A 22001-nucleotide genomic window follows, 5' to 3' on the forward strand; every position below is an offset into this window, starting at 1 on the left:
ATGATCCGAGTCCTGGTCGCCGACGACGAGGCGCTGATGCGTGCGGGAATCCGGCTGATCCTGGAGAACGCCGAGGACATCGAGGTGGTCGCCGAGGCGGGCGACGGTCGGGAAGCCGCCGCGGCATGCCGAGCCCAGGACATCGATGTCGCCCTCCTCGACATTCAGATGCCGACCAGGGACGGAATCGCGGCCGCCGAGGACATTGCCCGTCTCTCGCCCCGCACCTGTGTCGTGATGCTGACGGCGTTCGGCGAGGAAGCGAGCGTGACGCGCTCCCTGCGGGCCGGCGCGAGCGGTTTCCTTCTCAAGGACACCGGTCCCGCCGAGCTGATCCGCGCCGTGCAACTTGCCGCGAGGGGGGAACCAGTACTGGCACCCCGGATCACCCGCCAGCTGCTGGAACGGCACGTACGGTCCGGCCGGGACACCGAGGTCGCTCTGCGCAGGACCGAAGAGCTGACCCCGGCCGAACGGGATGTCCTGCGGTTGCTCGGCACGGGCCTGTCCAACGCGGAGATCGCCGATCAGCTGTATCTGAGTGCCGGCACGGTCAAGGCGCACATCAGCCGGATCCTCACACGCACCGGATGCGCCAACCGCGTACAGGCCGCCGTCCTCGCACACGACGCCGGGCTGCTCACCGATCGGTGAGCCGGCCCTCCGCAGTCGTGTTCAACTTCGTGCACGATCCGGCGACGCTGTTGGTGGCGTTCGACCGGGTCGCGGGCAACCGGGGAGCCCGGACTCCCGGCGTCGACGGCCTGACCGCCACCGACGTCGAGGAATCCATAGGTGTCCCCGGATCATTGCCGTCCTGGTCGACAGCCCGCCACAGATACTTCTGCTCACCGTTGATCTTGATGAAGACCTCGTCCAGATGCCACTTGTCCCCCGGCCGTGGCTGTCGGCGGCGCAGCGCGTTGGCGTACGCCTGCCCGAACTTCAGACACCAGCGGCGCACGGTCGCGTGGGACACGATGACACCGCGCTCGAGCATCAGCTCCTCGACTTCACGGAAACTGAGCGGGAACCGGAAGTACAGCCACACACAGTGCGCGATGATCTCGACCGGGTACCGGTGCCCCCTGTACGACGGCGACACGCTCCCCACGGACGATCCCCCTCCACCATGATCAACCCGAGGATCCTCCCACGCCACCCGCCAACGTGACAGCGACGGGCGAAGGCATCGGCCGGTACAGCCAGGGCACGGACCTGCTGGAGCTTGGCGATCTCATCCAGGAGCGAGTTCAGGCTGACGTTCCCGGGGTGGGCCTTGATCTGCGACAAGACCGCCTCGATGTCCTCGGCCTCTTCGTCCCCGGGTTCGTCGTCCTGGCCGCCGACGGTGTCGGTGACCAGGGCGTCCAGCCGCCGCGTGCACCCTTCGGCCAGTGCCAGCCGGGCGGCGGCCTCTTCGAGCGCGCGTTCCTCGGCCTGGTGCAGCGCGGAGCGGATGATGGTGGAGACCTGATCGGCCGTGGGCGGCTCGATCAGATCGACGCGCATCTGCTTGAGCAGTTCGGCGCGGATCGGCTCCTCGCGGCGCTCGTCGTGCCAGATCTCATCGACCAGCCACGAGGTGAGCTTCACCATGTCGGTGCGGGCGCACTCGTGCCAGCCGGTCAGCTCCCGCAGCTCGGTGCGATGGCGCTGGGCGGTCCGGGAAGTGAAGTCGTACCTGGCCAGCTCGCCAGGGTCGACGTCGACCTGGCGGGCGATGTGCGCGACCGCGTCGCGCGGCAGTTCCAGCCGCATCTTCGGGAACCGACCGCGCCAGAGCAGGAACTTCATCTGCACCGCGAAGCCGAGCCGGGTGGCGCCAGTCTTGTTGCGCAGCCAGCCGGTCTCCTCGCTGGTCAGCGTGAAGTGGTCGACGACCTCGTCCAGGCCCAGATCCCGCGCCATCCCGCCCCTTCACCGTCAGCCCGTCACCGGACCGTTTGCCATCACTCGGTCGGCCTAACGAAACGACGGCCTGGGGGCAACGGCGGCAGGCCGCCCGGCGCGGACCGCCGCAGGTGAGACCGGTGACGCACCTCGTGACTGTCCTAGTCGGGACCGTCCCGCGACGGCGACGACGAACGGCGGTCCCTGGCGCGCGATCCGCGCGGTGACCCCGAGCGCCGCGGCCCGCCGTTCCTCGTACCGCCGCCGCGCCTGAACGGCACGCACCTCGGCGGCGGCGCGCTCCTCCGGTGACGGGGCTAGGTACGCCGTGGCCGGAGCGGATGATTGACCATGCGGGAATCGTGGGCCCGGAAACGCCCGCCGCTCGACCTGGGCGCGGCACACTGGGCGGCATGAGCAGATACGCGGAGGTTATCGTCCTCGCCCGGCACGCCGAAGCCGTGATGGAGCCGCTGACCCGCCCCGATCCGGAGCGGGAGTGGTACCAGTGCTTCACCCGCGTCGACGACTCCGTCTTCGAGGGCACAGGCTCCGGCTCGGCGGAGTGCTACGCCTGGGTCATCCAGTTCATCCGGCACAACTGGCGCGGGCTGCTGCCCCAGCTGGAGTCCTTGCCGTGGCCCGACCCGCACTCCGTGCAGGTCCTGGTCCGCGACGAGGAAGACGACTGCTTCGGCCTGTGGATGCTGTACGACGGCAAGCTCACGGAGGTCCCCCTCCCCTGCACCTCCCGACGCCACGACCCGGGCATCAGCGTGACGGGGACGCTGAGCAGAACCGACCGGGGGTGAGGGACGTCTTCTCTCCTGTCCACGACACAAAATGGGGAGTGCTCATGGCGTTATCGCGGCGGTTCTCACTAGTCATATGCCTCCTCGCGACCCTGCTGGGCCTGGCCGCGAGTCCCGGCGCAACGGCCACCACCCCACCCCCGTATACGAAGTGGGGCCCGCCGCTGACGGCCCGCACCATCGACGGCGCGGACTTCATCATCGACGCCAACGGCGTTCCCCATCGTCTCGCCTCGGCCGGCGACAATGCCTACGCGGACGCCGCCCATGCCCAGATGACGCGGCAGCTCCAGCAGTCGGGGCTGGCTTACAACCCGAAGACGAGGACCGGCGTCCAGTACGTCTTCCAATCGGACGCCAACCCCCTGGTCCCAAAGGGCCCCATCGGCGAGGGCGGCACACTCTCCGGCACCACCGCCGACATGCTCAAGCTCTCCTGGAGCAACGGAAAGCTGATCAGCGTGGACGTGGTCGACGCGACTGGTACATCCAATACGGGATCGGCCGCCGAGGACCTCGGGAAGATATCCAACACGATCCGGAACAAACTCCCGGCTGGCCGGAAAACCCAGGCCGACAATGTGGTGTTCGTCGGAAAAACCCGGGAACAGGCCGAGGCCCTGGCCGGGCAATTCCAGGGAAACCCGAACGTCCGTATCCTCCACCCCTCCTCGGGCTACGACACCGGCGAATTCGAGGCGGGCACCACCGCCCTGCGGGAAGCCGCAGGCCACCTCTTCGCCACCCCACCACCGGACTGCCTCCCGTCAGCGGCCCCCTGCGGCGGACAGCCGGCCCCGCCCAGAGCGGGCGGCCTCGCCCGCGCCCTCGGCCCGAAAAACGCCGGCGGAATCGACTTCACCCGCCTCGAACTGCGCTACCTCTCCGACTCCGGCGGCCTCCGCTACGCCTTCAAGGCCCCGGTCACCGCGAAGGGCTCCTCGCTGACCGGACTGGCCAACGCCCAGCAGGCCTCCGACTCCTTCTTCACCTGGCTCCAGCTCGAACCCTCCACCTTCTGGGTCAACCTCAACCCGAACGAGCCGGACCGCATCATCGACGCCCGGCTTGGCCGCACCGACACCGGCCGCATCATGCTGCAGGCGGACCTGATGCTGAAGAAAACGACGGGGAAACTGATCCACCCGGATACCTCCCTGGGCGCCACGTACTGGCGCTCGCTGAAAGGCTCGTGCACCTCGTTCCGCACCTGGATCGTCCCGGCGCCGGCGACCGTGTACACGACGGGCGACAAGCTGCACATCCTCAAGTCCCCGCTGGACGTCCAGACGGAGACGCAGTACCTCAAGCAGCGCGGCGGCTCGGACGCGACCTCGTGCAAGAAGCAGTCGGAAGCGGTCCAGGAGCACAACGAGTCGGCGTTCCGGCGGCTCATCCTGCCCCGCGTGGTGGACGCGGTGAACACCGCCCCCGAATACGCAGATCTCCGCAGGGTCTACCTCAGCCGAATCGCTGCGGAATGGTACCGGGACCTGAGTACGAGGCAGCGGACGACGTACGGCAGGGTCATCGACAGCGGTGACATCAGCGCCTATGCGACCCGGCAGAAGTGGAAGCCCCGGGATACGTTCGACGCATACGTACGCTCGTACACCAAGGGTGAATTCAACGTCAAGAAACGTACCCGCAAGGGTGATTATCTCTACACGCACACCTATGTCTACGGAGGCGTCGATTTCACGAACGTACGCTTCAACCGGGTGACGTCCGCCTCGCCCGCCCTCACCGACGACGTGGACCACTCCCTCACTGAGCCGACGAAGTCCCGCGACGGGATCTGGCTCGGCGGCGAAGCCCCGCCGACGCCGGGGCGGGGCAACGAGGACGCACTGGCCTCACCGGAAGGGGACGACGACAGCCTCGCGACCCTGGTCCAGCGCTGCCTGGTGGCGGCAGGCGCGGCGGCCTTCGTGATCGTCGCCGCCCGTGCCACGATCCGCTCCCGGCGGGCGCGGCGCGGCGGAGGATGGGGGTGAAAGAATCTCAGGCCCCGATGTCGGGATCCCGCATCGCGGCTCCGTCCCACGGTGAACGCGGCCAGTGGGCCGCACCCGCACCAAGGGAGCACCACCATGGCAAAGTATCTGCTGCTCAAGCACTACCGCGCCGCAGCGGCGGTGGACGTAAGAGGAGATCTCCGCGCACATCCAGTACATGGAGGACTTCGCGGCCCGGCTGGAGAAGACTGGCGAGTCCGTCGACGGGCAGGCGCTCGCGCCCGAGGGGATATGGATCCGGTAAGACGGTGAGGGGCGCCCCCGGTGACGAGCGGGCTGTTCGCCGAGACCAAGGACTTCATCACGGGTGGATGGTGCGCGTGTGCGAGTCCTACCCCAGACACCAGCCGCAAAGTAGCGGGGTGATCATGTGCTCGCTGCCAGCGCGGCCTGCTCGTCGTGTTCGCGCAGCATCCGCATGACGGTGGAGGGCGAGGGGTGCTGGCCCTTCTTCGTGCCGGTGGTGGTGACGAGCCGCTTGGCGATGTCGCGCAGGCTCATCTCCTGGTCGCGCAGGTGGAGGGCCATGGACAGCATGTCTTCGTCGGTGACGCCCGCGCCGCCGATGGTCTTGCCGCGCTTGCGGGCGGACTCGTGGCCTTCGAGGGTGCGGTCGCGGATGTACTCGCGCTCCGTTCCGGACATGGCCGCGAGCACGGTGAACACGATGCCGGATGGGTCGTGTGAGCCTTTCAGCTCCCTCGTCAGGAACTCCAGGCCGATGTCGCTGGCCTTCAGCTCCTCGGCGAGCATGGCGAGTTCGATACCGCGGCCGAGCCGTTTGTGCTCGTGGACGACGAGGGTGACGGCGACGCCGGAGGAGCGGATCTCCCCGGCGAGCTTCACGGCAGCCTCCAGCTCCGGGCGCTTGGTGGCACGCGTGGAGATCTTCTCCGAGAAGACGCGCGTCACCCCGGCTTCGGCGAGTGAGTCGAGCTGTGCGTCGAGGGACTGCCGGGCGGTCGAGGCTCGGGCGTACCCCAGGCGGACGTGCCCGACGGGTTCGGTGCCGGCGCTGACCGGCCTGGGCAGCTCGGTCCACACCGCCCCCGGCTTACGCACGGCCGGAGTCGGCACGTTCAGGGCCATGGCGAGTTGGGGCACGAGGCGGAAGCGGGCGGTGTGGTACTGGATGGCCACCTTGCCCTTGCCGGTCCGGCACGGCGAGCCCGTGGGGGCGGCGCAGGTGGACATCGGGCAGTCGTTTGATTCCTGTCCTGTCTCAGCTAGGTCCGGGCATCTGGGGCCCTCTGACCTGGGGTGCCCGGAGAACTCTGAGACGTCCGGATCTGGGATCGTCTCAGTTTGCTCCGGGTAGCTGTCCTACCGTGGCGGCATCCGTAACTTGTCGATCCATGCCGACGTCAAAGGCCCTTCAGGACACGATCAAGTGCGGACCAGCCTGCGGGCCCCCAGTTCGGCTTGCCGCCAGGCAGGCCGCGATCCCCGGCTTGGCCCATCGCCATCAGGAACAGGCTCCTCATCGCGGCCAGTCCGCGCGCCCGTCGCACCGCTGCCTCGTCCGCCTGTGCGTAGCTGTTGAAAAACCGTGCGGCGCCGCCCGCGGGGAGTAGCAGCCAGCCAGCACCGCCGAGGGCTGGAAAGACCGTGTCGACATCGTCGCTGCCCAGCCCGGCGACAACTCCCTCCCCACCTCTGCCGTACTCATCCGCCCCGACGGATACGTCGCCTGGGCCGCAGCTGCCAACTCGCCAGAACAGTCAGCACACCATGGCTTGCGCGAGGCGCTGACCACCTGGTTCGGCGCAGCACGCTGAACCAGGACCGACAAGCGGATCCGCCGAGTCCGACCTACCCGACCTGCGCAGTCACCGGGCGGAAAGCCACAGCTGCCTTCCGTCCGGCACCGGCGAGCAGACCGCCGGCCCTGAGCCGGTCATGGCCGCGGGCGGATGTGCCTGCGGCCATGACCGGCCCACCCCGCGACAATGCCGAACCCGCTGGGTTCTGACCGCACGAACGGTCAGAACCCAGCGGGTTCGGCATCCTTGATGCATCAGAGTCGGCCCGTGCGAAGCCGGGGCTACACGGAACGCCATCATGGGCTGTCAAAACTTCTGACAGCAACACCGGTTTCCTGGTCCGTTCCTACTCGGCCCCGGAGAAGCCCGCAGGTTCATGGAAACTGAAGGTACTTCAACGCGAACCCGCAGGTACGACCCCCTGATGCTGGGCGCTGAGTCCGCGGGTTCGTACTCAGCTCGCTGGAGTGAGGAGGCTGATTGCACCACCCCGTGCTCGGAGAAGAGCCAGACCTCCTCACCGAGATCCCCAGCCGGAGCATCGGCGACAGGTGCTCCGGCTCACGAGGCAGGCTCACGGGGCAATGGCGTCGTGCCGGTGCGATGAAGTCAATGTCTTCGCGTTTCCGCTTCGGTCGATCAGAGCGGCGAAGGCGTCGAGGACTCGTTGCAGGCCGAAGGAGTAGGCGTGGGCGGGGTCGTAGGCACTGCTGTGTGCGGCGCCTGCGGCTGCGCCGACGCGGACGGCAGTGGGGTAGGCGTTCTCGTCGAGGACCCGGGCGAGGAGTGGGGCGTTCAGCTCCCACCATTGTTGGTCGTTCAGGGCGCTGTCGTGCTGTGCGGCGCGGGCGTCGGCGACGGTGCGGGCGCATGCCTGCACGAAGGTGAGTAGGTGGGTCAGGCAGTCATCCATCTCGACGTCGCTGAGGCCGAGGCCGTCGAGCCCAGACAGTTCGTGCTCGTACTTTGACATCTGCCCCGGCCCCAGCGGAGGCCTGACGGTGGAGACGGCCGCGGCCCACGGGTGGCGTTCGAAGAGGGCTTTGTTCTCCTCGGCGATAGCGGTGACGCGTTGGCGCCAGGGCTGTCCGGTGGTGTCGGTGCGGGGCATGCGGGCGTAGGCGGCGTCGAGCATGAGGTCGAGGAGCTCGGCCTTGCCGGGGACGTAGGTGTACAGCGTCATCGGCACCACGCCGAGTTCCTTGGCCACCCGGCGCATGGTCACCGCGGCCAGGCCTTCAGCGTCGGCGATGGCGGTGGCAGCCTCGACCACCGCGTCGATGCTCAGCCCCCGTCGCGGTCCTCGGCGACGGTCAGAGGAGGAGCCGCGCCACAGCAGTTGCAGGGTGTGGGCCGGGTCGCCCGAGCTGGTTCGTTCCGTTGGCATGGAGTCATCCTCTCCCAGCCGAACTCTGTACAATGTACATTGTACGTCGTACAGAGAATATGCTCAGTGAATCTCGGAGGAGTTTTCATGAAGATCACCTCTAGCGCCGTGTCGCTCAACGTCGACGATGTCCCCGCAGCCAGCGCCTTCCTCGTTGAGCACTTCGGGTTCCGCGAGGAGATGGCCGCCGACGGCTTCGCGTCCCTGACGCGCGACGACGTCGGCATGAACGTCATCTTTTTGCGGCGGGGGCTGGACACCCTCCCGGCAGACCAGCGCGACGAGCACACCGCAGGTCTGATCCTTGCCTTCGTCGTCGAGGACCTCGAAGGCGAGCTGGCGCGCCTGCGCTCCGAAGGCGTCGCGATCACCATGCCGCTGACCGACGAGGAGTGGGGCGAGCGCGCCTTTCAGGTCCGCGACCCCAATGGCGTCATCGTCCAACTGGTCGACTGGAACGCACCCACCAGCCGCTGAGACAACCGGCGGCGCCGCTCCCAAACGATGACGCCCAGCTAGGGTCACAAGGGCGCCGCGAGGAGAGGCCCCGACCTGTTGTTGAGCCCCTCAATCAGGTAGAGAACGCGAGCGGCCCTGGAGATTTTCGAATTTTCGAGGAGTCCCAACAGGGCCGACCTCGGCGGCCTGCTCCAGCAGGGCCCGTGCGGAATCCGCGTAGCGGATCACGGTCTTCTCGTCCAGGCCGAAGACCTCGGCGAGGTGGAGCGGGGCGGGGCCGTGGACGAGGGCTTCTTCAAGCTGGCGGTCGACGCGGAGCCGTTCCAGGGTGGCGTCCTGGCGGTGGAATTCGTGCTTGATCCACCAGCCGCTGACCGGCCCGGTCTCCAGCGCGGTCATCTGGTTGATGAGCAGGTGGGGGTTGGCGGTGTTCGGCCGGCGCCGGCGCCGGTAGTCCAGCCAGGCCAGCAGCATCTGGTGGGTGAGGTCGTCCATGGGGCGGGTGCGTCCGGCGATGGTGAGCCGGCGGTTGCCCAGGTCCACGTCGTCCAACTGGAGAGCGCGTATGGCCCTGGCGGCGTGGGAGGCCGCGAGGGCGAGGCGGGCGGCCGGGCTGCGGACCGCTTCGACGGACCGGGTCAACCGCTGGGGCAGCAGGGGCTGCAGGACGGCGTACTCGAACGTGCCGACCTTGATGCGGGAGGTCGGGTTGCGGAAGACGATGCCGCTCTTCTTCGCCCAGCCGAACAGGGACCGCAGGGCGACGAGAGTCTGGCGCCGTTCGTGCCCGTGGAGGGTCTTGACGTGGGCGAGGACGTCGTCGCGGGTGACCTCGCGCAGGTGGTCGTAGCGCTCGGACCATTCCAGGAGGGCGGGGCGTACGGCATTGAGGTAGGCCCAGACGGTGGACTGGTCGCGGGTGCGGGGTCCGCCGTCGCGCAGGGTGCGGTTCCAGCGCTCGGCCTCCCGGCGAATTCCGGCGGCTAGGCCGTCGAGCCGCTTCTCCAGCCAGTCCTCGTAGGACGGCCTGCGGTCGTCGAGCAGGATGTTCATCGATTCCAGGACCTCGGCGGTTCGCTCGATGCTGCTGTCGAGGGCCCGCAGCGGCGCGATGATCTCCGAGTATCGGATGACGTCGGCCTCGGTGTGCGGGGACAGCAGCACGACCAGGGCCCGGTCCGCGTCGAGACGGACGCGGCGGCTCCAGCCGCGGGCCTCGGCCAGGCCGTGCGCGAGGTAGCATCCCCAGGCCAGCCAGGGGGTTCTCGGGATTCGCGTGCACATCGTGAGCGAAGCGGCTGTAGTCGCGGGGGACGCCGTCGAACAGGACCGGCTGGCGCCAGCGGCTGACCGGACGGACTGCAGCGGGCGGTGGCGGTTTGAGTGGGCGCCCCCGTCGGGCCTGGCCACGGGGCCGCGGTGTCGCGGCGGGGCCGCGGTGGTGGTGCATGCCGACGAAGAACAGCTGAAGGTCACCGACCTGCCGCAGCCAGGGTGCCATCACGTGCCCGGCCGAAGTCGGCTTGCCGGTCGCCAGACGGATATTGCGGCGGGCCTGGCACCAGCACAGTCGGCAGTAGCCGGACTTCAGCGGCTGTCGCCGACAGCAGGCCCCGCACTCGCCGGCGGCGTGCTGACGAGCAAACTGCCAGCACGCCGGGCAGAGCCTGCCCGTGAACACGCCCCAGGCCAAGCAACCGTCACAGCTGGTAGCGGGCTTGCGGTAGCCCTTGCGCGGACTCACCGCGTCACATCGGCGGCAGGGACCGGCCGTCCCGCCGACGCGGCACCACCGCCGGGGCCGGACCGGATGCGGCGGCGGCCTGCTGGCCGGTCTCCTCGCCGTGGCGGCGGACCTTGTCCGGCTCGGGGATCAGCAGGTCGCCGATCTCGCAGCCGAGGACGACGCAGATGACGTCCAGGTCCTCCAGCTTGAGGGAGATCGGCTGGCCGGACCACAGCCCGGACATCTTCCCTGCCGAGATCACCAACCCGTGCTCGGCAAGGCTTCGTTGGAGCTCGGACGCCTTCCAGATGCCTTTGTTCGCGGCCGTCAGCCGCAGGTTCCATCTCATCGGAGCAGCCATTCCAGCTGCTTCGCGGCTCGCTCGGTCCCGGCGCCCCAGGCGTCCTCGACCCGAGTCTGCTGGACATGGACGTATCGCATCGTCGTAGCGATCCATGAATGTCCCAGAACCTCCTGAATTGCAAGCAAGTTCAGTCCGTTCTCATAGAGTTGGGACGCGCAGAAATGCCGCAGGACATGCGGCGTCAGCCTCTCGCCCCACCCCGGCAGATGCGCCTTGGCCGCCTCCTTGAGCCCGCCGCGCAAAGCGTCGTCGCCGACCCGTCGCGAGGAGCCGTCGGCGTTCTTGCGCTCGGAAGGGAACAGCGGGGCGCCGGGGCGGGTGTGGTCGTCGTCGAACTGGCCCCAGACGTCCTCGATGAACCACCGCAGTGTCCTGTCGGCACCGTTGATCAGCGGCACCATCCGCTCGCGCGGCCCTGAGCCGCGGGCGCCCTTGCCGTGACGGACGTGGAGCTTGCCGAAGCGGCCCAGCTCCCACTTGATGTCGTCCAGGTCGAGCTTGCATGCCTCGCTCACCCGCAGGCCGACCTGGGACATCAGCTTCGAGGCGGTGTAGTTCCGGGCGGTCGGGGCGAACTTGCGGCAAGTGGCGAGCTCGCCGCCCCAGCCGGTGAACAAGGTCCCGACTTCCGGCTCGGTCGGCGGGATCCGCAGCTGGGCGTCTTTGACCCCGCGCGGCCGGTTCATCTCGTCGATCGGGCACTCGACCACCCGGCCGGTCATGCGGTGGAGTTCGACCTTGTGCCGAAGCTCCAGGAACATGAAGTACGTGGTCAGCGCCTGCGACCTGGCCAGGCGGGTGCCGCTGGGCGAGTTCCGCAGGACCTTCCCGAAGTACGCGTCAGCGTCGGCGGGCTCCATGTCCCACAGCGGCCGGCCGAACCACGTGCGGATCTGTTCCAGGTGCCCGACGTCCCCACGGATGGTGCCGTCCGCCAGGCCCGCCGAGGCCCTCGCGAGGACGAACCCGGACAGCACGTCCGTCTCGAACCTCTCCAGCTCTTCCGCTGACGCGGGCGCCCAGTGCTCATGCAGGTCCCGTACGACTGCCAGCGCCGCCAACCCGAGCCTCCTCACCTTCGGTCCGACTGCAAATCAGTCGGACGAGATGAGAACGCTTCAAGAATCCCGAAGTTACGTCACGAGGCCACAGAGCACACGAAGGAGGAAGAACCCCTGGCCACAGGGGCGAGGGCTCAGCGGGGCTCAGGTGAACTCACGGGATGTCGCACACATCGCCGAGATCGTCCGCCAGTTGCAGGACGAAGGAGAGAAGGTCGACCCGGAGGACCTGGCGCAGGTCTCGCCGTACCTGACCGAGCACATCCGCCGCTTCGGCGAATACTCCATCCACGAGTTCGCCGACGAACCCGGCGCCTACGACCCGCACCTGGACGTCGACTTCACCCCGATCCGCGGCGACGGCTCGCCAGCCGACGGATTCAGCCAGGCCGCGTGAGCCAGCCAAGGGCCGGATGCCTGAGCTGGCCGGGCGGGTGTCGGCGAGCACGGAGCCTTGGCACCGCGTCCGAGGGCTGATCCCGGGGACCGGGGTGAGGTCACAGCATTCGGTCGACCAGCCCGTCGACGTAGTCCGGGGTGAGCTCCATGCCGAACAAGACGCGGATATACATCGGGGCCAGGATGTGGTCCAGCACGTCGAACGCGTCGGGTGCATGCTCGCCACGGTCGTGGGCGCGATCGAGCATGGACTGCAGTTGCCGGGTGCGTTCGGCGCGGAGGTCGGCGCCAGCCTGCAGGCCCTGCTGACCGTTGCTCGACAGGGCGACGGCCAGGCGCACCACCGCCAGGCCGTCGGGTCCGGTGATCTCGCGGGCCACTTGGGCCGCGTAAGTGCGCAGGTCGCCGGCCAGGCTCCCGGTGTCGGGCATCGGCGACTGCGCGTTGAGGCGGGTGAGCGCCACGTCGGTGAGCAGGGTTTCCAGGCTGCCCCACCGGCGGTAGATGCTGCTGTCGGCCACGCCTGCGCGGGCTGCGACCTCGCCGACGGTGAAGTTGCCGTAGCCGCGCTCACTGATCAGGTCGGTGACGGCCTGGTGCACCTCCGCGCCGACGCGGGCGCTCCGCCCGCCGGGCCGCCGGGCTCGCTGTTGCTCGTTCACGCCCCCACCTTAACGCAGTCGTGACTTGCGTTCGTGAGGCGACCCTCCTTACAGTCGCCTAACGCAGTCGCTGACTGCTTTAGAACGCTCAGGTGTATCGCCACCCGCGTCGGCCATGGCCGGGCGCAACTAACGATTGAGAGGAATCCTCATGGCGGCATCGCCTGCGGCCGTAGGCAGTCGACCAGACCGGGCCGTGCTGCTCACGGTGATCTGCCTGGGCCAATTCATGGTTCTGCTCGACAACACGATTGTTGGAGCGGCGCTGCCCGATATGCAGCACCGGCTGCACACTCAACTGACCGGTCTGCAGTGGATCGTCGACGCGTACGTACTGCTGGTCGCCATGCTGCTGCTGTCCGGCGGTGTCTTCGCCGACCGGTTCGGCCGCAAGCGGGTGTACCTGACCGGCGTGGCGGTGTTCACCGCCGCGTCGGGCCTGTGCACCCTCGCGCCCTCGCTCGGCTGGCTGGTCGCCGGCCGGGTGCTGCAGGGCATCGGGGCCGCGGCGCTGAGCCCTGCCTCGCTGGCCCTGCTCGTCGCCGCCTATCCCGTGCCGCAAGAACGAATCAAGGCGATCGGGCTGTGGGCCGGATTCGGCGGAATCGGTCTGGCCGCGGGCCCCGTGGCCGGCGGCGTGCTGACGGATGCCTTCGGCTGGCCCGCCATCTTCCTGGTCAATCTGCCCATCGGCGTGGTTCTTCTGCTGGTCGGTCTGCGCAGCCTTGAAGAGACCCGCAATCCGAGCGCCCCCGCGATCGATATCCCGGGGACGGTGTTGTCCGTTCTGGGGGTGGGGGTGCTGACCTACGGGCTAATCGAGGGTGGTGCCCGCGGCTGGACGTCGCCGGTGATCCTGGGAAGCTTCGCCGCCGCGGTGATCCTCCTCGCCGCCTTCGTCGCCGTCGAAGCGCGTCGGTCCGCTCCGATGCTGCCGCTGCGGCTGTTTGGGCAGCGCCTGTTCACCGTGTCCAACACCGCCATGGTCGTGGTGGGGTTCGCGCTCATGGGTTCGTCGTTCTTCTTCTCCCAGTTCTTCGTGTACGTCCAGGGCAGCTCGATCCTGCGCGCCGGCCTGCAGACCCTGCCGGTATCCCTCGCCATGGTGATCGTCAGCCCGTACGCGGGCCGGCTCGCCGCCCGGTACGGCTTCCGAATCGTGGTCACCACCGGCCTGGCCCTGGCCGGCCTGGGACTGCTGGCACTCGGCATGGTGCACGCCGACACCGGCTACGGGAACGTGTGGTGGCGGCTGGGAGTCGTCGGCATCGGCTTCGCCCTGACCATGTCCCCACTGACGGGAGCCGCCATCCAGGCAGTCAGCCCGCAGGAAGGCGGCCTCGCGTCAGGCATCAGCAGCACCACCCGGCAGATCGGCGCGGTGCTCGGCGTGGCGGTACTCGGAGCCATCGTCCGCACCCGGCAATCCGGCGGCGCCTCCTTCGAGACCGGCCTCAACAGCGCCTTCCTCGCTGCCGGCGCCGTCACTTTGGCCACCGCCGTGTTCACCGGCCTGTGGCTGGCGAGGTCCAAGCCCGCGGAAGGCGCCGCGGCGCCGCGACGTTCCACCGATCCAGATGCGGTCACCACCTCGAACAAGGCATCCGCGAACAGCCCGAACTAGACCAAGATCATCCCATGGCCCGTTTCTGCCGTATCTGGGTCACACCCCCACTAGAGAGGAACCGCCTCCACGATGCAGCCCATTCCCGCTGACCGCACCGTGCTCCACCCGATGCCCGAGCACCCGCGCGTGGTTCTGCTCAAGCAGCTGGTGAAGTCGCCGCTGATCGAGGTCGGTGACTTCACCTACTACGACGATCCGGACGACCCGACCGCGTTCCAGACGCGCAACGTCCTGTACCACTACGGTCCCGAGCGGCTTGTCATCGGCAAGTACTGCGCGCTGGGGACGGGCACCCGGTTCATCATGAACGGCGCCAACCACCGCATGGACGGTCCTTCCACCTTCCCGTTCCCCACCATGGGGGGCTCCTGGGCGGAGCACTTCGACCTGATCACCGACCTGCCCGGCCGGGGCGACACGGTCGTCGGCAACGACGTGTGGTTCGGCCAGGGCGCCACGGTCATGCCCGGTGTACGCATCGGTCACGGCGCGATCATCGCCGCCGGCGCCGTGGTCACCGGCGACGTCCCCGGCTACGGCATTGTCGGCGGCAACCCCGCCCGGCTCATCCGCACCCGCTACGACGCTGCGGACATCGCCCGGCTCCTCGCCGTGGCGTGGTGGGACTGGCCCGTGCAGCACATCACCAGGCACGTACGGACGATCATGTCGGGGACCGTCACCGACCTGGAGGAGGCCGCCGCGCAGATCGACCAGCCCTGACACCGCGTCCTCGCCACACCGCCCGCACCCGTCCCGCGCCAGAAACGAGTGATCGCCCATGTCCCGTCGCCGCGCCCATATCGCGATGGTCGGCGTCCCCATCGTCAGCCATGTCCTGCCCAGCCTCGCGCTCATCCGTGAGCTGGTGGCCCGCGGGCACCGGGTCACCTACGCCAACGATCCGTTCGTGGCCGACCGGATCGAGTCCGCCGGTGCGGAATTGCTGCCCTGCACCTCCGCGTTGCCCGTCGCGGACAACGACTGGCCTGCCGATCCCATCGCCGCGGCGAGCCTCTTCCTCGACGACGCCGTCCAGGCGCTCCCGCAACTGCGCGCCGCCTACGACGACGATCCGGCCGACCTGTACCTCTACGACATCGGCGCCTATGCCGCGCGCGCCCTCGCCGAAGCGCAGGGCCGTCCCCTCGTGCAGCTGTCCCCGACGTTCGTCGGCTGGGACGGCTACCGGGAGGAAGTCGCGGCGCATCTGCGGAAGCTGCCGGGCGCCGACGCGTACCGGGACAGGTTCGCGCGGTGGCTCGCCGACTGCGGGGCGGCCACCACGGACGTGGACACGTTCTCCGGCCCGCCCGCCCGGGCCCTCGCCCTGATCCCGAGAGCGATGCAGCCGCACGCCGATCGAGTCGACACCGACACGGTGACCTTCGTCGGCCCCTGCTTCAACACCCGAGCGGACACGGACGGCTGGACCCGCCCGGCGGCCGCGGACCATGTGCTGCTGGTCTCGCTCGGCTCGGCGTACACTCGCCAGCCCGCGTTCTACCGCCAGTGCATCGCGGCCTTCGGCGACCTGCCCGGCTGGCACGTTGTACTCCAGATCGGCAAGTACACCGACCCCGAGGTACTCGGCACCATTCCGCCCAACGTCGATGTGCACTCCTGGGTCCCCCAGCGGGCGATCCTGGAACAGGCCGACGCCTTCGTCACCCACGCCGGCATGGGCGGCTGCGGCGAAGGGCTCCTCGCCGGCGTTCCCATGATCGCCGTGCCGCAGGGAGCCGAGCAGTTCATGAACGCCGACCGGCTCGTGGAACTCGGCGTCGCCCGCCGTGTGGACACCGCTGACGCCACCGCCGAGACCCTTCGCGCGGCGCTGAACGACCTGATCACGGATCCGGAACGCGTCGACCGGTCCAAGCAGTTGCAGGCCGCCGCCCGGGCCGAGGGCGGCACCCCGCGCGCTGCTGACCTCATCGAGAACATGCTGGCCACCGCCGAGGGCCCCGCGCTCTGAAGCACTGCCGCTTCCCTTCCCCGGCTGGCGCCGTCCTCATCCGAGGACCTGTACCTGCAGGACAAGCGCGGAAAGATCACCGCCAAGGGCGGGGCGGCGGAGTGGATTCAGAAGATGTACGCACAGCGGCGTACCCGCCCGGCCATGCCTCCACCGTGCGCCCGGCTCTGGTCAGGTGGATGCCGTGACGCCCCGGCCCTCAGAAGCGCGCGGGCCGGGCACCGTCGCTGCTGGGGTCAACTCCAGGCCCAGGTCGAGGCGGCTGTCCACGCCTGTCCGCACCGCTGGAGCGCACCGCCCGCTGCGCCCAGAACCGCCGCGTACGGGCCCTCCACACGCGGCTGGACCGTCTCACAGAAGCCGCCCCGGCCGCCCATCCTGACCACGGGTAGTGTCCATCACACGGTGGCTGCGGGTCTCAGCTCCTCCCGCAGGAAGCCTGGTAAACGAGTCGACGTCGTCACGCAGTCGGCCCGCAGCTCATGTTCGAGAGTTCTCAACTCTTCGTTGCCTGTGGGCTCCGAAAACGGGTCCCGCCGAGGGCAGGGCCCGTTCGCTGGAACTGAGGAAGCGAGTTCAGCTTGTCTTTTAACCTCCGTCTGCGTCATGCGGCGCGGACGGAAGGTTCGGACGGCGTCAACCCGGTTGACGATCTTTCGGGGCTGTGGGTACCTCTCCGATAGGGCACCGCTCCTGATCACGCGGAAGAGGAGAGCTGTTCACGCACCCATTCAGGGTCGGGGTTGGTGTGCGACTGGCCCGCCACGACGACAGTTGGCACGGTCTCATTGCCATCGTTGACTGCCCTCACCGCTGCGGCTCCAGCCGGGTCACGCCAGATGTCGACCCAATGCAACTGGCGGGCGCTACGGCCCAACCGGATGCGCAGTCGCAGACAGTAGGTGCAGCCCGGTCGCCAGAAGACGACCGGCCGGCCGTCGACCGCGCTGCGGCGTTGTGCCTCCAGCGCACCGATCGGCCTCGGGAACATCAGAGGCGAGTTCACACCTGCGAGCAGCACAAACACCAGCAGGAGTGCTGCGGCTGCGCCGGGGCTCCCCCTGAAGATCAGCCCAGTTGCAGCGGCTGAGCCGCCGAGCACAAACAGTATTGGCGAGATCCAAGCGCGCGTCATGGTGACGCAGGCTATCGGTGAGTCGAAATGCTCTTCGAACTAGGCAGCGCACCTCGGTATTCGCCGGACAGACGGACGGCCTTCGCATGAGCATGCATTCCGTCACAGAACCGCACTCATACGAAGGCCGCAGGGGTGAGTCTGCTGCACCACGATGCCCGGCACGAGGCATTCGACTTCACGTCACACTTCCGGGAGGACTTCTACGCGTGTCTGACCGCGCGCGGTGACGCACTGTTCGAGATCTGTGACGCGATGCTCTGCGAGAACGGGCCGGTGACCTCGCCGGTCGATCTGACGCTGCTGGCCGAACACCGGTGCGGGCACGGCGCGTTGTACGACGCGCTGAACCACGGCCGAATCGACGCCGCCCGGCTACGCCGTGCCCTGGCGGTGCTGCCGCAGCCCAAGGCCGCCGACAACCGGCTCGTCCTGGCCGTGGACGTGAGCAACTGGCTCCGCCCGGACGCCGAGTGCAGCGCGGATCGATTGTTCTGCCACACCTATGGCCGCGGCCGTGACCAGCACCTGATGATCCCGGGCTGGCCCTACTCGTTCGTCGCCGCCCTGGAGACCGGACGCACCTCGTGGTGTCAGCTGCTGGACGCGGTCCGCCTCGGGCCCGACGACGACCTCGCCGAGGTCACCGCCGGCCAGGTCCGTCGTGTCGTCACCGATCTCATCGACGGCGGCCAGTGGGAGGACGGCGATGCGGACATCCTCATCGTCTTCGACGCCAGCTACGACGCCCCGCGTATGGCCTACCTCCTGGACGGGCTCCCCGTCGAGGTCCTCGGGCGGCTGCGCTCTTGTGGACGTTCGCGATATTCCCCAGGTGCAACTTCACGTAATTCCCCAGGCTCTCGCCTCGCGAGGGCGTTACGTTGGTCAGCGTGAACTTGCCGGGGTGGAGCTATCGGTATGTGGGACCGCCTGATCTGCGGGGTCTCGTCCGGCCGGAGGCTGAGGGCCGAAGCATCCACTCGGCAGCGGACTTCGACGACTGGGCTTCCGCTCTGGAAGCAGTGGAGCTGGCCGATCCTTTCACGTTCGTCATCGACTCGGCAGGTGTGCTGCGGCTCGCGCCGCGCCGGAGCGAGCACGTGGCGTGTGCTGGCGGCGGCCCCGTTCTGGGCGCCGGGGAGATGAGCTTTCGCAAGGAGTCCGGGCAGTGGGCGGTCGGTGAGGTGAGTAACCAGTCGACCGGATACTGCCCGGACATCAGCTCGTGGCCGGCCGTCGCAAGAGCTCTGGACGCCGCCGGAATCGAGCACCCTTCCGGCTTCACACACGAGGTGGTGTTCCGGCGGTGTCCCGCCTGCGGCGAGCTGAACATCGTTCGGGAGGAGGACTTCGTCTGCGTCTTCTGCGAGGAGGCACTGCCGCCGGTATGGGGTCTGTCAAACGAGCGGGTCTGGCCCGTAGTCGGTGGTGACGCCGAGTAGCCATCCGCGATCATGATCTTGTGATGGATGTCAACTCCCTTGTCAGGACGGTGTTTTCCGGACTGTCGGTGCTCGTCCTCGAGGACGTGGTGGACGGTGGTGACGCAGTGAGCATTGTTCATCTTGAAGTTGCAGGTCACGGGGCTGGCGTGGGTCGAGGCTGGGGTGCTCGTGCCGGTCGGGGGCGTGATCGGTAGCAGGTGATCATCCGGCGCATTGCCGGTTCGCCGGAATCGCGATGCCGGGTCCAGAGGGCTTCGTAAGCTCCGAGGAAGCACGGGCGGGAAGGGGCTATTGATGGCGGATGTTCTGGTCTGGGTGATGCAGCGGAGGGTGGTGCTGGCCGATCGCGCCGAGCGGCTGCGCAAGGAGCTCGCCGGGATCGATGCCGAGGTGGCCCGGCTGGAGGCTTCCGAGGTGGTGATCGGGCAGTTCATCGAGGCCGAGCGGAGCGGGCAGGCTGACGACCGGGCCGTGGCTGAGGAGTTGGAACGGGTAACGACGGCACCGGGTGCGGGCGGGATGCTGCTGGTCCCGCACCGCGAGCCGGGCGTGGACGAGAGCGCGCTGCCCGCCGACTACCAGGCGATCATGAAGATGGTGACCGCGGCTTCGGAGCCGGTCCCGGCCAAGGACGTCAGCGTCCAACTCGGCAGGCGCGCCCAGCCCGGGCAGGTCGAGCCGGTCCGCGACAAGCTCAGGCGCCTGGCGGACCGGGGCTGGCTGCACCGCACCCCAGCCGGCCGCTTCACTGCCCTGCCGCAGCCGCCGGTCTGACCGGTCGCGGCTGGATTTCGGCGTAACGTGCAGGCCCCCGACGGGAGTTGGGGTGTCCATGCGAAGGAACAACCGCCCCGTCGAGGGCACTGAAGGGCTTGTCTACCAGTGCCGCCTGCCGCTGTCGAGCGCCACTTTGGACCTGGTCTCCGGCCTGGTCCGCGGTCACCTGAAGAAGATCCGCTCGCGCTGGCGCAAGCTCCCGCCCGGCCGGATCGCCCTGATCGTCCTGGCGGGCCTCCGCCACGACCAGCGGCTTTCCGACATCGCGGGCGGCAACGACGTCTCCGCCTCCACCGTGCGCCGCTGGCTGCTGGAAGTGCTCGGCCTGCTCGCCGCGCGGGCCCCGCGCCTGGACCGCGCCCTGAAGAAAATCGCCCGGAAGGGTGGCGTCGTTGTGTTGCTCGACGGCACCCTCGTCCGTACTCGCCGACGCACCGGGGACGCCAACCGGCCGAACTACTCGGGCAAACACAAGGCCCACGGCCTGCTGTTCCTCGCCCTGACCGACGAGCGCGGCAACCTGGTGTGGATCTCGGCGGCGAAGCCGGGGCGCTGCTCGGAGATCACCACTGCCCGCCACAACAAGATCACCGCCCACCTGCGGGAGGCCGGCCTGGGGGTGCTCGCCGACCTCGGCTTCGTTGGCCTGGACGACAATCCCGACGACCCGGTGATCGTCACCGGCCGCAAAGCGACCCGCGGCCATCCCCTGACTGCCGCCCAGAAGGAGGCGAACCGGCTGGTCAGCCGCGAACGAGCGGCGAACGAGCACGGCTTCGCCGATCTGAAGAACTGGCGGATCCTCACCAAGGTCCGCATGAACGCCCGCCACGCGACCATGCTTCTGCGGGCTCTCCTCGTGCTGACAAACGCCGAGGTCCAGCGTTGACGGACGATCACCTGCTACCGATCACGCCCCCGACCAGCGCGAGCACCCCAGCCTCGACCCACGCCAGCCCGGTGACCTGCAACTTCAAGATGAACAATGCTCAGTGGTGGTCACGGCCCGCACGCGGGATGTGGCGGTGCCGTGTCCGGCGTGCCGGACGCCGACGGCGAAGGTGCACGGGTATCACCGCCGGACGGTGACGGACGTGCCGGTCGACGGCCGCACGGTCGTCGTCCACCTGCGGGTACGGCGGCTGGTCTGTCCAGCCCGGGGCTGCCGGAGACAGACCTTCCGCGAGCAGATTTCCGGACTGCTGGAGCGCCATCAGCGCCGCACGGTGCGGCTTGCCTGGCAGATATCCCAGGTGGCACGGGAGTTGTGCGGCCGGGCGGCCGCACGCCTCGCTGGTCTAATGGCCGTGCCCGTTTCCCGCAGCACCGCGCTGCGCCATCTGCGGCGCCTGCCGCTGCCGCAGCAGGCGGTCCCGCGGGTGATCGGCGTGGACGATTTCGCCCTGCGCCGCCACCGCTACGCCACGATCATCACGGATGCCGAAACCAGCAGACGCGTCGAAGTCCTGCCCGACCGCGAGATGGCCACCCTCGAGTCCTGGCTGCGCGAACATCCTGGTGTCGAGGTCGTGTGCCGGGACGGCTCGGCCACCTACGCCGAGGCCGTCCGCCGCGCCTTGCCCGACGCGGTGCAGGTCAGCGACCGATGGCACCTATGGCGAAATCTCTGCGACAAAACCCTGCTCGAGGTCCGCGCGCACGCCGGCTGCTGGGCCACCATCAACCCGCCCCGCCCCGCCCCGGCGGAGTACGCGAACAGAGCACCCGCGAACGCTGGAACAAGATCCACGAGCTCCTCGGTCAAGGCGTCGGCCTCCTCGACTGCTCCCGCCGCCTCAATCTGGCCCTGAACACCGTCAAACGCTACGCCCTCATGCCCGAACCCCAGGCCCTGCGCATCGCTCCGGCCTACCGGCTCACCCTCGTCGACCCCTACCGCGAGCACCTGCGCCGGCGCCGTGCCGAGGAAACGGCTGTCCCGGTCACCCACCTCCTCGAAGAGATCCGGGAGTTGGGCTACACCGGCAGCGCGAACCTCCTGGTCCGCTACCTCAACCAGGGCCGCGCCGAAGGTGACCGCCCCGTCACCACCGCGCGCCACGCCGGCCGCCTCCTGCTCACCGACCCCGAAAACCTGCGCCCGAAGGAAACGACCCTGCTGGAGAAGATCGCCGCGGCCTGCCCGGAGATGACCGCACTCGCCGATCTCATACGCGGCTTCGCCGCCCTGCTGAAACCAGGCGAGGGCAACGACGTGAAACTCACCGAGTGGGTCACGGCCGCCCGCGCCGTCGATCTGCCCTACCTGCGCAGCTTCACCAATGGCCTCGAAATCGACCGGCTTGCCGTGGACGCCGGCCTCACGTTGCCCTACCACAACGGCCGCACCGAGGGCGTCAACACCCGCACCAAAAGGATCATGCGGCAGATGCACGGACGCGCCGGATTCGATCTCCTCCGCCACCGCATCCTCCTGCCCTGACGGACACCCAGCGTCACCACCGACTACGGGCCAGACCCGCTCGTTTGAC

Annotated in this window: 21 protein-coding genes and 4 pseudogenes; 15 read left to right on the plus strand and 10 right to left on the minus strand. The window is 68.7% G+C overall.

Translation table 11 applies throughout. The features are described 5' to 3' along the window. A complete protein-coding gene (locus OG611_RS27005) occupies window positions 1-654 on the plus strand; it encodes a response regulator transcription factor (protein ID WP_266424932.1) in 654 nt (217 codons plus the stop codon). Between the two features lie 160 nt (window positions 655-814). Here the strand turns inward: OG611_RS27005 and OG611_RS27010 are convergent. After that, a pseudogene (locus OG611_RS27010) lies at window positions 815-1114 on the minus strand (IS6 family transposase); the annotation flags it as partial. Further along, window positions 1000-1911: a DUF4158 domain-containing protein gene (locus OG611_RS27015; protein WP_266424935.1), complete on the minus strand. Its 912-nt coding sequence runs from the start codon at window positions 1909-1911 to the stop codon at window positions 1000-1002. The pseudogene OG611_RS27010 and the gene OG611_RS27015, both read right to left, overlap by 115 nt. A gap of 395 nt (window positions 1912-2306) precedes the next feature. Here OG611_RS27015 and OG611_RS27020 point away from each other — a divergent pair, with 395 nt between their 5' ends. From OG611_RS27020 to OG611_RS27030, 3 genes and pseudogenes are all read left to right on the plus strand, one after another. Next, window positions 2307-2705, plus strand: coding sequence for a hypothetical protein (locus OG611_RS27020; RefSeq protein ID WP_266424938.1), 399 nt, complete (start codon window positions 2307-2309; stop codon window positions 2703-2705). Window positions 2706-2749: 44 nt separating this feature from the next. Then, a complete protein-coding gene (locus OG611_RS27025; RefSeq protein ID WP_266424940.1) occupies window positions 2750-4702 on the plus strand; it encodes a hypothetical protein in 1953 nt (650 codons plus the stop codon). Window positions 4703-4798: 96 nt separating this feature from the next. Continuing rightward, window positions 4799-5038 (plus strand): annotated as a pseudogene (locus OG611_RS27030) (hypothetical protein); the annotation flags it as partial. A 51-nt stretch (window positions 5039-5089) separates the two neighbouring features. Here OG611_RS27030 and OG611_RS27035 read toward each other — a convergent pair. Beyond that, window positions 5090-5917, minus strand: a complete 828-nt coding sequence (locus OG611_RS27035; protein ID WP_266424943.1) for a recombinase family protein — start codon at window positions 5915-5917, stop codon at window positions 5090-5092. 170 nt (window positions 5918-6087) lie between these two features. After that, a pseudogene (locus OG611_RS27040) lies at window positions 6088-6303 on the minus strand (aminoglycoside phosphotransferase); the annotation flags it as partial. Window positions 6304-6339: 36 nt separating this feature from the next. On the opposite strand from OG611_RS27040, the gene OG611_RS40740 reads away from it, so the two are divergent. Further along, entirely contained in the window at window positions 6340-6501 is a 162-nt protein-coding gene (locus tag OG611_RS40740) for a hypothetical protein (RefSeq protein ID WP_323180277.1), read from the plus strand. 559 nt (window positions 6502-7060) lie between these two features. Here the strand turns inward: OG611_RS40740 and OG611_RS27045 are convergent. After that, window positions 7061-7873 carry a TetR/AcrR family transcriptional regulator gene (locus tag OG611_RS27045; protein ID WP_266424946.1) on the minus strand — a complete coding sequence of 271 codons (813 nt, stop codon included), beginning with the start codon at window positions 7871-7873 and terminating at the stop codon, window positions 7061-7063. A gap of 87 nt (window positions 7874-7960) precedes the next feature. Between OG611_RS27045 and OG611_RS27050 the strand changes: the two genes are divergently transcribed. Then, window positions 7961-8350 carry a VOC family protein gene (locus OG611_RS27050; protein WP_266424948.1) on the plus strand — a complete coding sequence of 130 codons (390 nt, stop codon included), beginning with the start codon at window positions 7961-7963 and terminating at the stop codon, window positions 8348-8350. 90 nt (window positions 8351-8440) lie between these two features. Here OG611_RS27050 and OG611_RS27055 read toward each other — a convergent pair whose 3' ends face one another. From OG611_RS27055 to OG611_RS27065, 3 genes are all read right to left on the minus strand, one after another. Further along, a complete protein-coding gene (locus tag OG611_RS27055; RefSeq protein ID WP_266424951.1) occupies window positions 8441-9616 on the minus strand; it encodes a hypothetical protein in 1176 nt (391 codons plus the stop codon). 464 nt (window positions 9617-10080) lie between these two features. After that, window positions 10081-10407, minus strand: coding sequence for a helix-turn-helix transcriptional regulator (locus tag OG611_RS27060; RefSeq protein ID WP_266424954.1), 327 nt, complete (start codon window positions 10405-10407; stop codon window positions 10081-10083). Then, on the minus strand, window positions 10404-11483 hold the full coding sequence (locus OG611_RS27065; RefSeq protein ID WP_266424957.1) for a site-specific integrase: 1080 nt from the start codon (window positions 11481-11483) through the stop codon (window positions 10404-10406). Before OG611_RS27065 ends, OG611_RS27060 begins: the two co-directional genes overlap by 4 nt. 148 nt (window positions 11484-11631) lie before the next feature. Between OG611_RS27065 and OG611_RS27070 the strand changes: the two genes are divergently transcribed. Further along, on the plus strand, window positions 11632-11880 hold the full coding sequence (locus OG611_RS27070) for a Tn3 family transposase (protein WP_266424958.1): 249 nt from the start codon (window positions 11632-11634) through the stop codon (window positions 11878-11880). A 100-nt stretch (window positions 11881-11980) separates the two neighbouring features. On the opposite strand, the gene OG611_RS27075 is transcribed toward OG611_RS27070, so the two are convergent. Next, window positions 11981-12544 carry a TetR/AcrR family transcriptional regulator gene (locus tag OG611_RS27075; protein ID WP_266424959.1) on the minus strand — a complete coding sequence of 188 codons (564 nt, stop codon included), beginning with the start codon at window positions 12542-12544 and terminating at the stop codon, window positions 11981-11983. A gap of 151 nt (window positions 12545-12695) precedes the next feature. Here OG611_RS27075 and OG611_RS27080 point away from each other — a divergent pair, with 151 nt between their 5' ends. From OG611_RS27080 to OG611_RS27090, 3 genes are all read left to right on the plus strand, one after another. Further along, window positions 12696-14168 (plus strand): MFS transporter, encoded by a 1473-nt coding sequence (locus OG611_RS27080; RefSeq protein ID WP_266424961.1) that lies wholly within the window; start codon window positions 12696-12698, stop codon window positions 14166-14168. 72 nt (window positions 14169-14240) lie between these two features. Continuing rightward, window positions 14241-14894: a CatB-related O-acetyltransferase gene (locus OG611_RS27085; RefSeq protein ID WP_266424964.1), complete on the plus strand. Its 654-nt coding sequence runs from the start codon at window positions 14241-14243 to the stop codon at window positions 14892-14894. Window positions 14895-14952: 58 nt separating this feature from the next. Next, window positions 14953-16149 carry a macrolide family glycosyltransferase gene (locus tag OG611_RS27090; RefSeq protein WP_266424967.1) on the plus strand — a complete coding sequence of 399 codons (1197 nt, stop codon included), beginning with the start codon at window positions 14953-14955 and terminating at the stop codon, window positions 16147-16149. A 697-nt stretch (window positions 16150-16846) separates the two neighbouring features. On the opposite strand, the gene OG611_RS27095 is transcribed toward OG611_RS27090, so the two are convergent. After that, complete coding sequence (locus OG611_RS27095; protein ID WP_266424969.1) at window positions 16847-17284, minus strand: glutaredoxin domain-containing protein; 438 nt, start codon at window positions 17282-17284, stop codon at window positions 16847-16849. Window positions 17285-17425: 141 nt separating this feature from the next. On the opposite strand from OG611_RS27095, the gene OG611_RS27100 reads away from it, so the two are divergent. From OG611_RS27100 to OG611_RS27120, 5 genes and pseudogenes are all read left to right on the plus strand, one after another. After that, window positions 17426-18181, plus strand: a complete 756-nt coding sequence (locus OG611_RS27100; RefSeq protein WP_323180278.1) for a transposase — start codon at window positions 17426-17428, stop codon at window positions 18179-18181. Window positions 18182-18207: 26 nt separating this feature from the next. Further along, on the plus strand, window positions 18208-18729 hold the full coding sequence (locus tag OG611_RS27105; protein WP_266424973.1) for a hypothetical protein: 522 nt from the start codon (window positions 18208-18210) through the stop codon (window positions 18727-18729). Between the two features lie 297 nt (window positions 18730-19026). Then, a complete protein-coding gene (locus tag OG611_RS27110) occupies window positions 19027-19506 on the plus strand; it encodes a hypothetical protein (RefSeq protein WP_266424975.1) in 480 nt (159 codons plus the stop codon). Window positions 19507-19564: 58 nt separating this feature from the next. Beyond that, window positions 19565-20398, plus strand: coding sequence for a transposase family protein (locus OG611_RS27115; protein WP_266424978.1), 834 nt, complete (start codon window positions 19565-19567; stop codon window positions 20396-20398). Window positions 20399-20501: 103 nt separating this feature from the next. Next, window positions 20502-21952, plus strand: a pseudogene (locus OG611_RS27120) (ISL3 family transposase). Window positions 21953-22001: the final 49 nt, after the last annotated feature.

Source organism: Streptomyces sp. NBC_01363 (assembly GCF_026340595.1).
GTDB lineage: Bacteria > Actinomycetota > Actinomycetes > Streptomycetales > Streptomycetaceae > Streptomyces.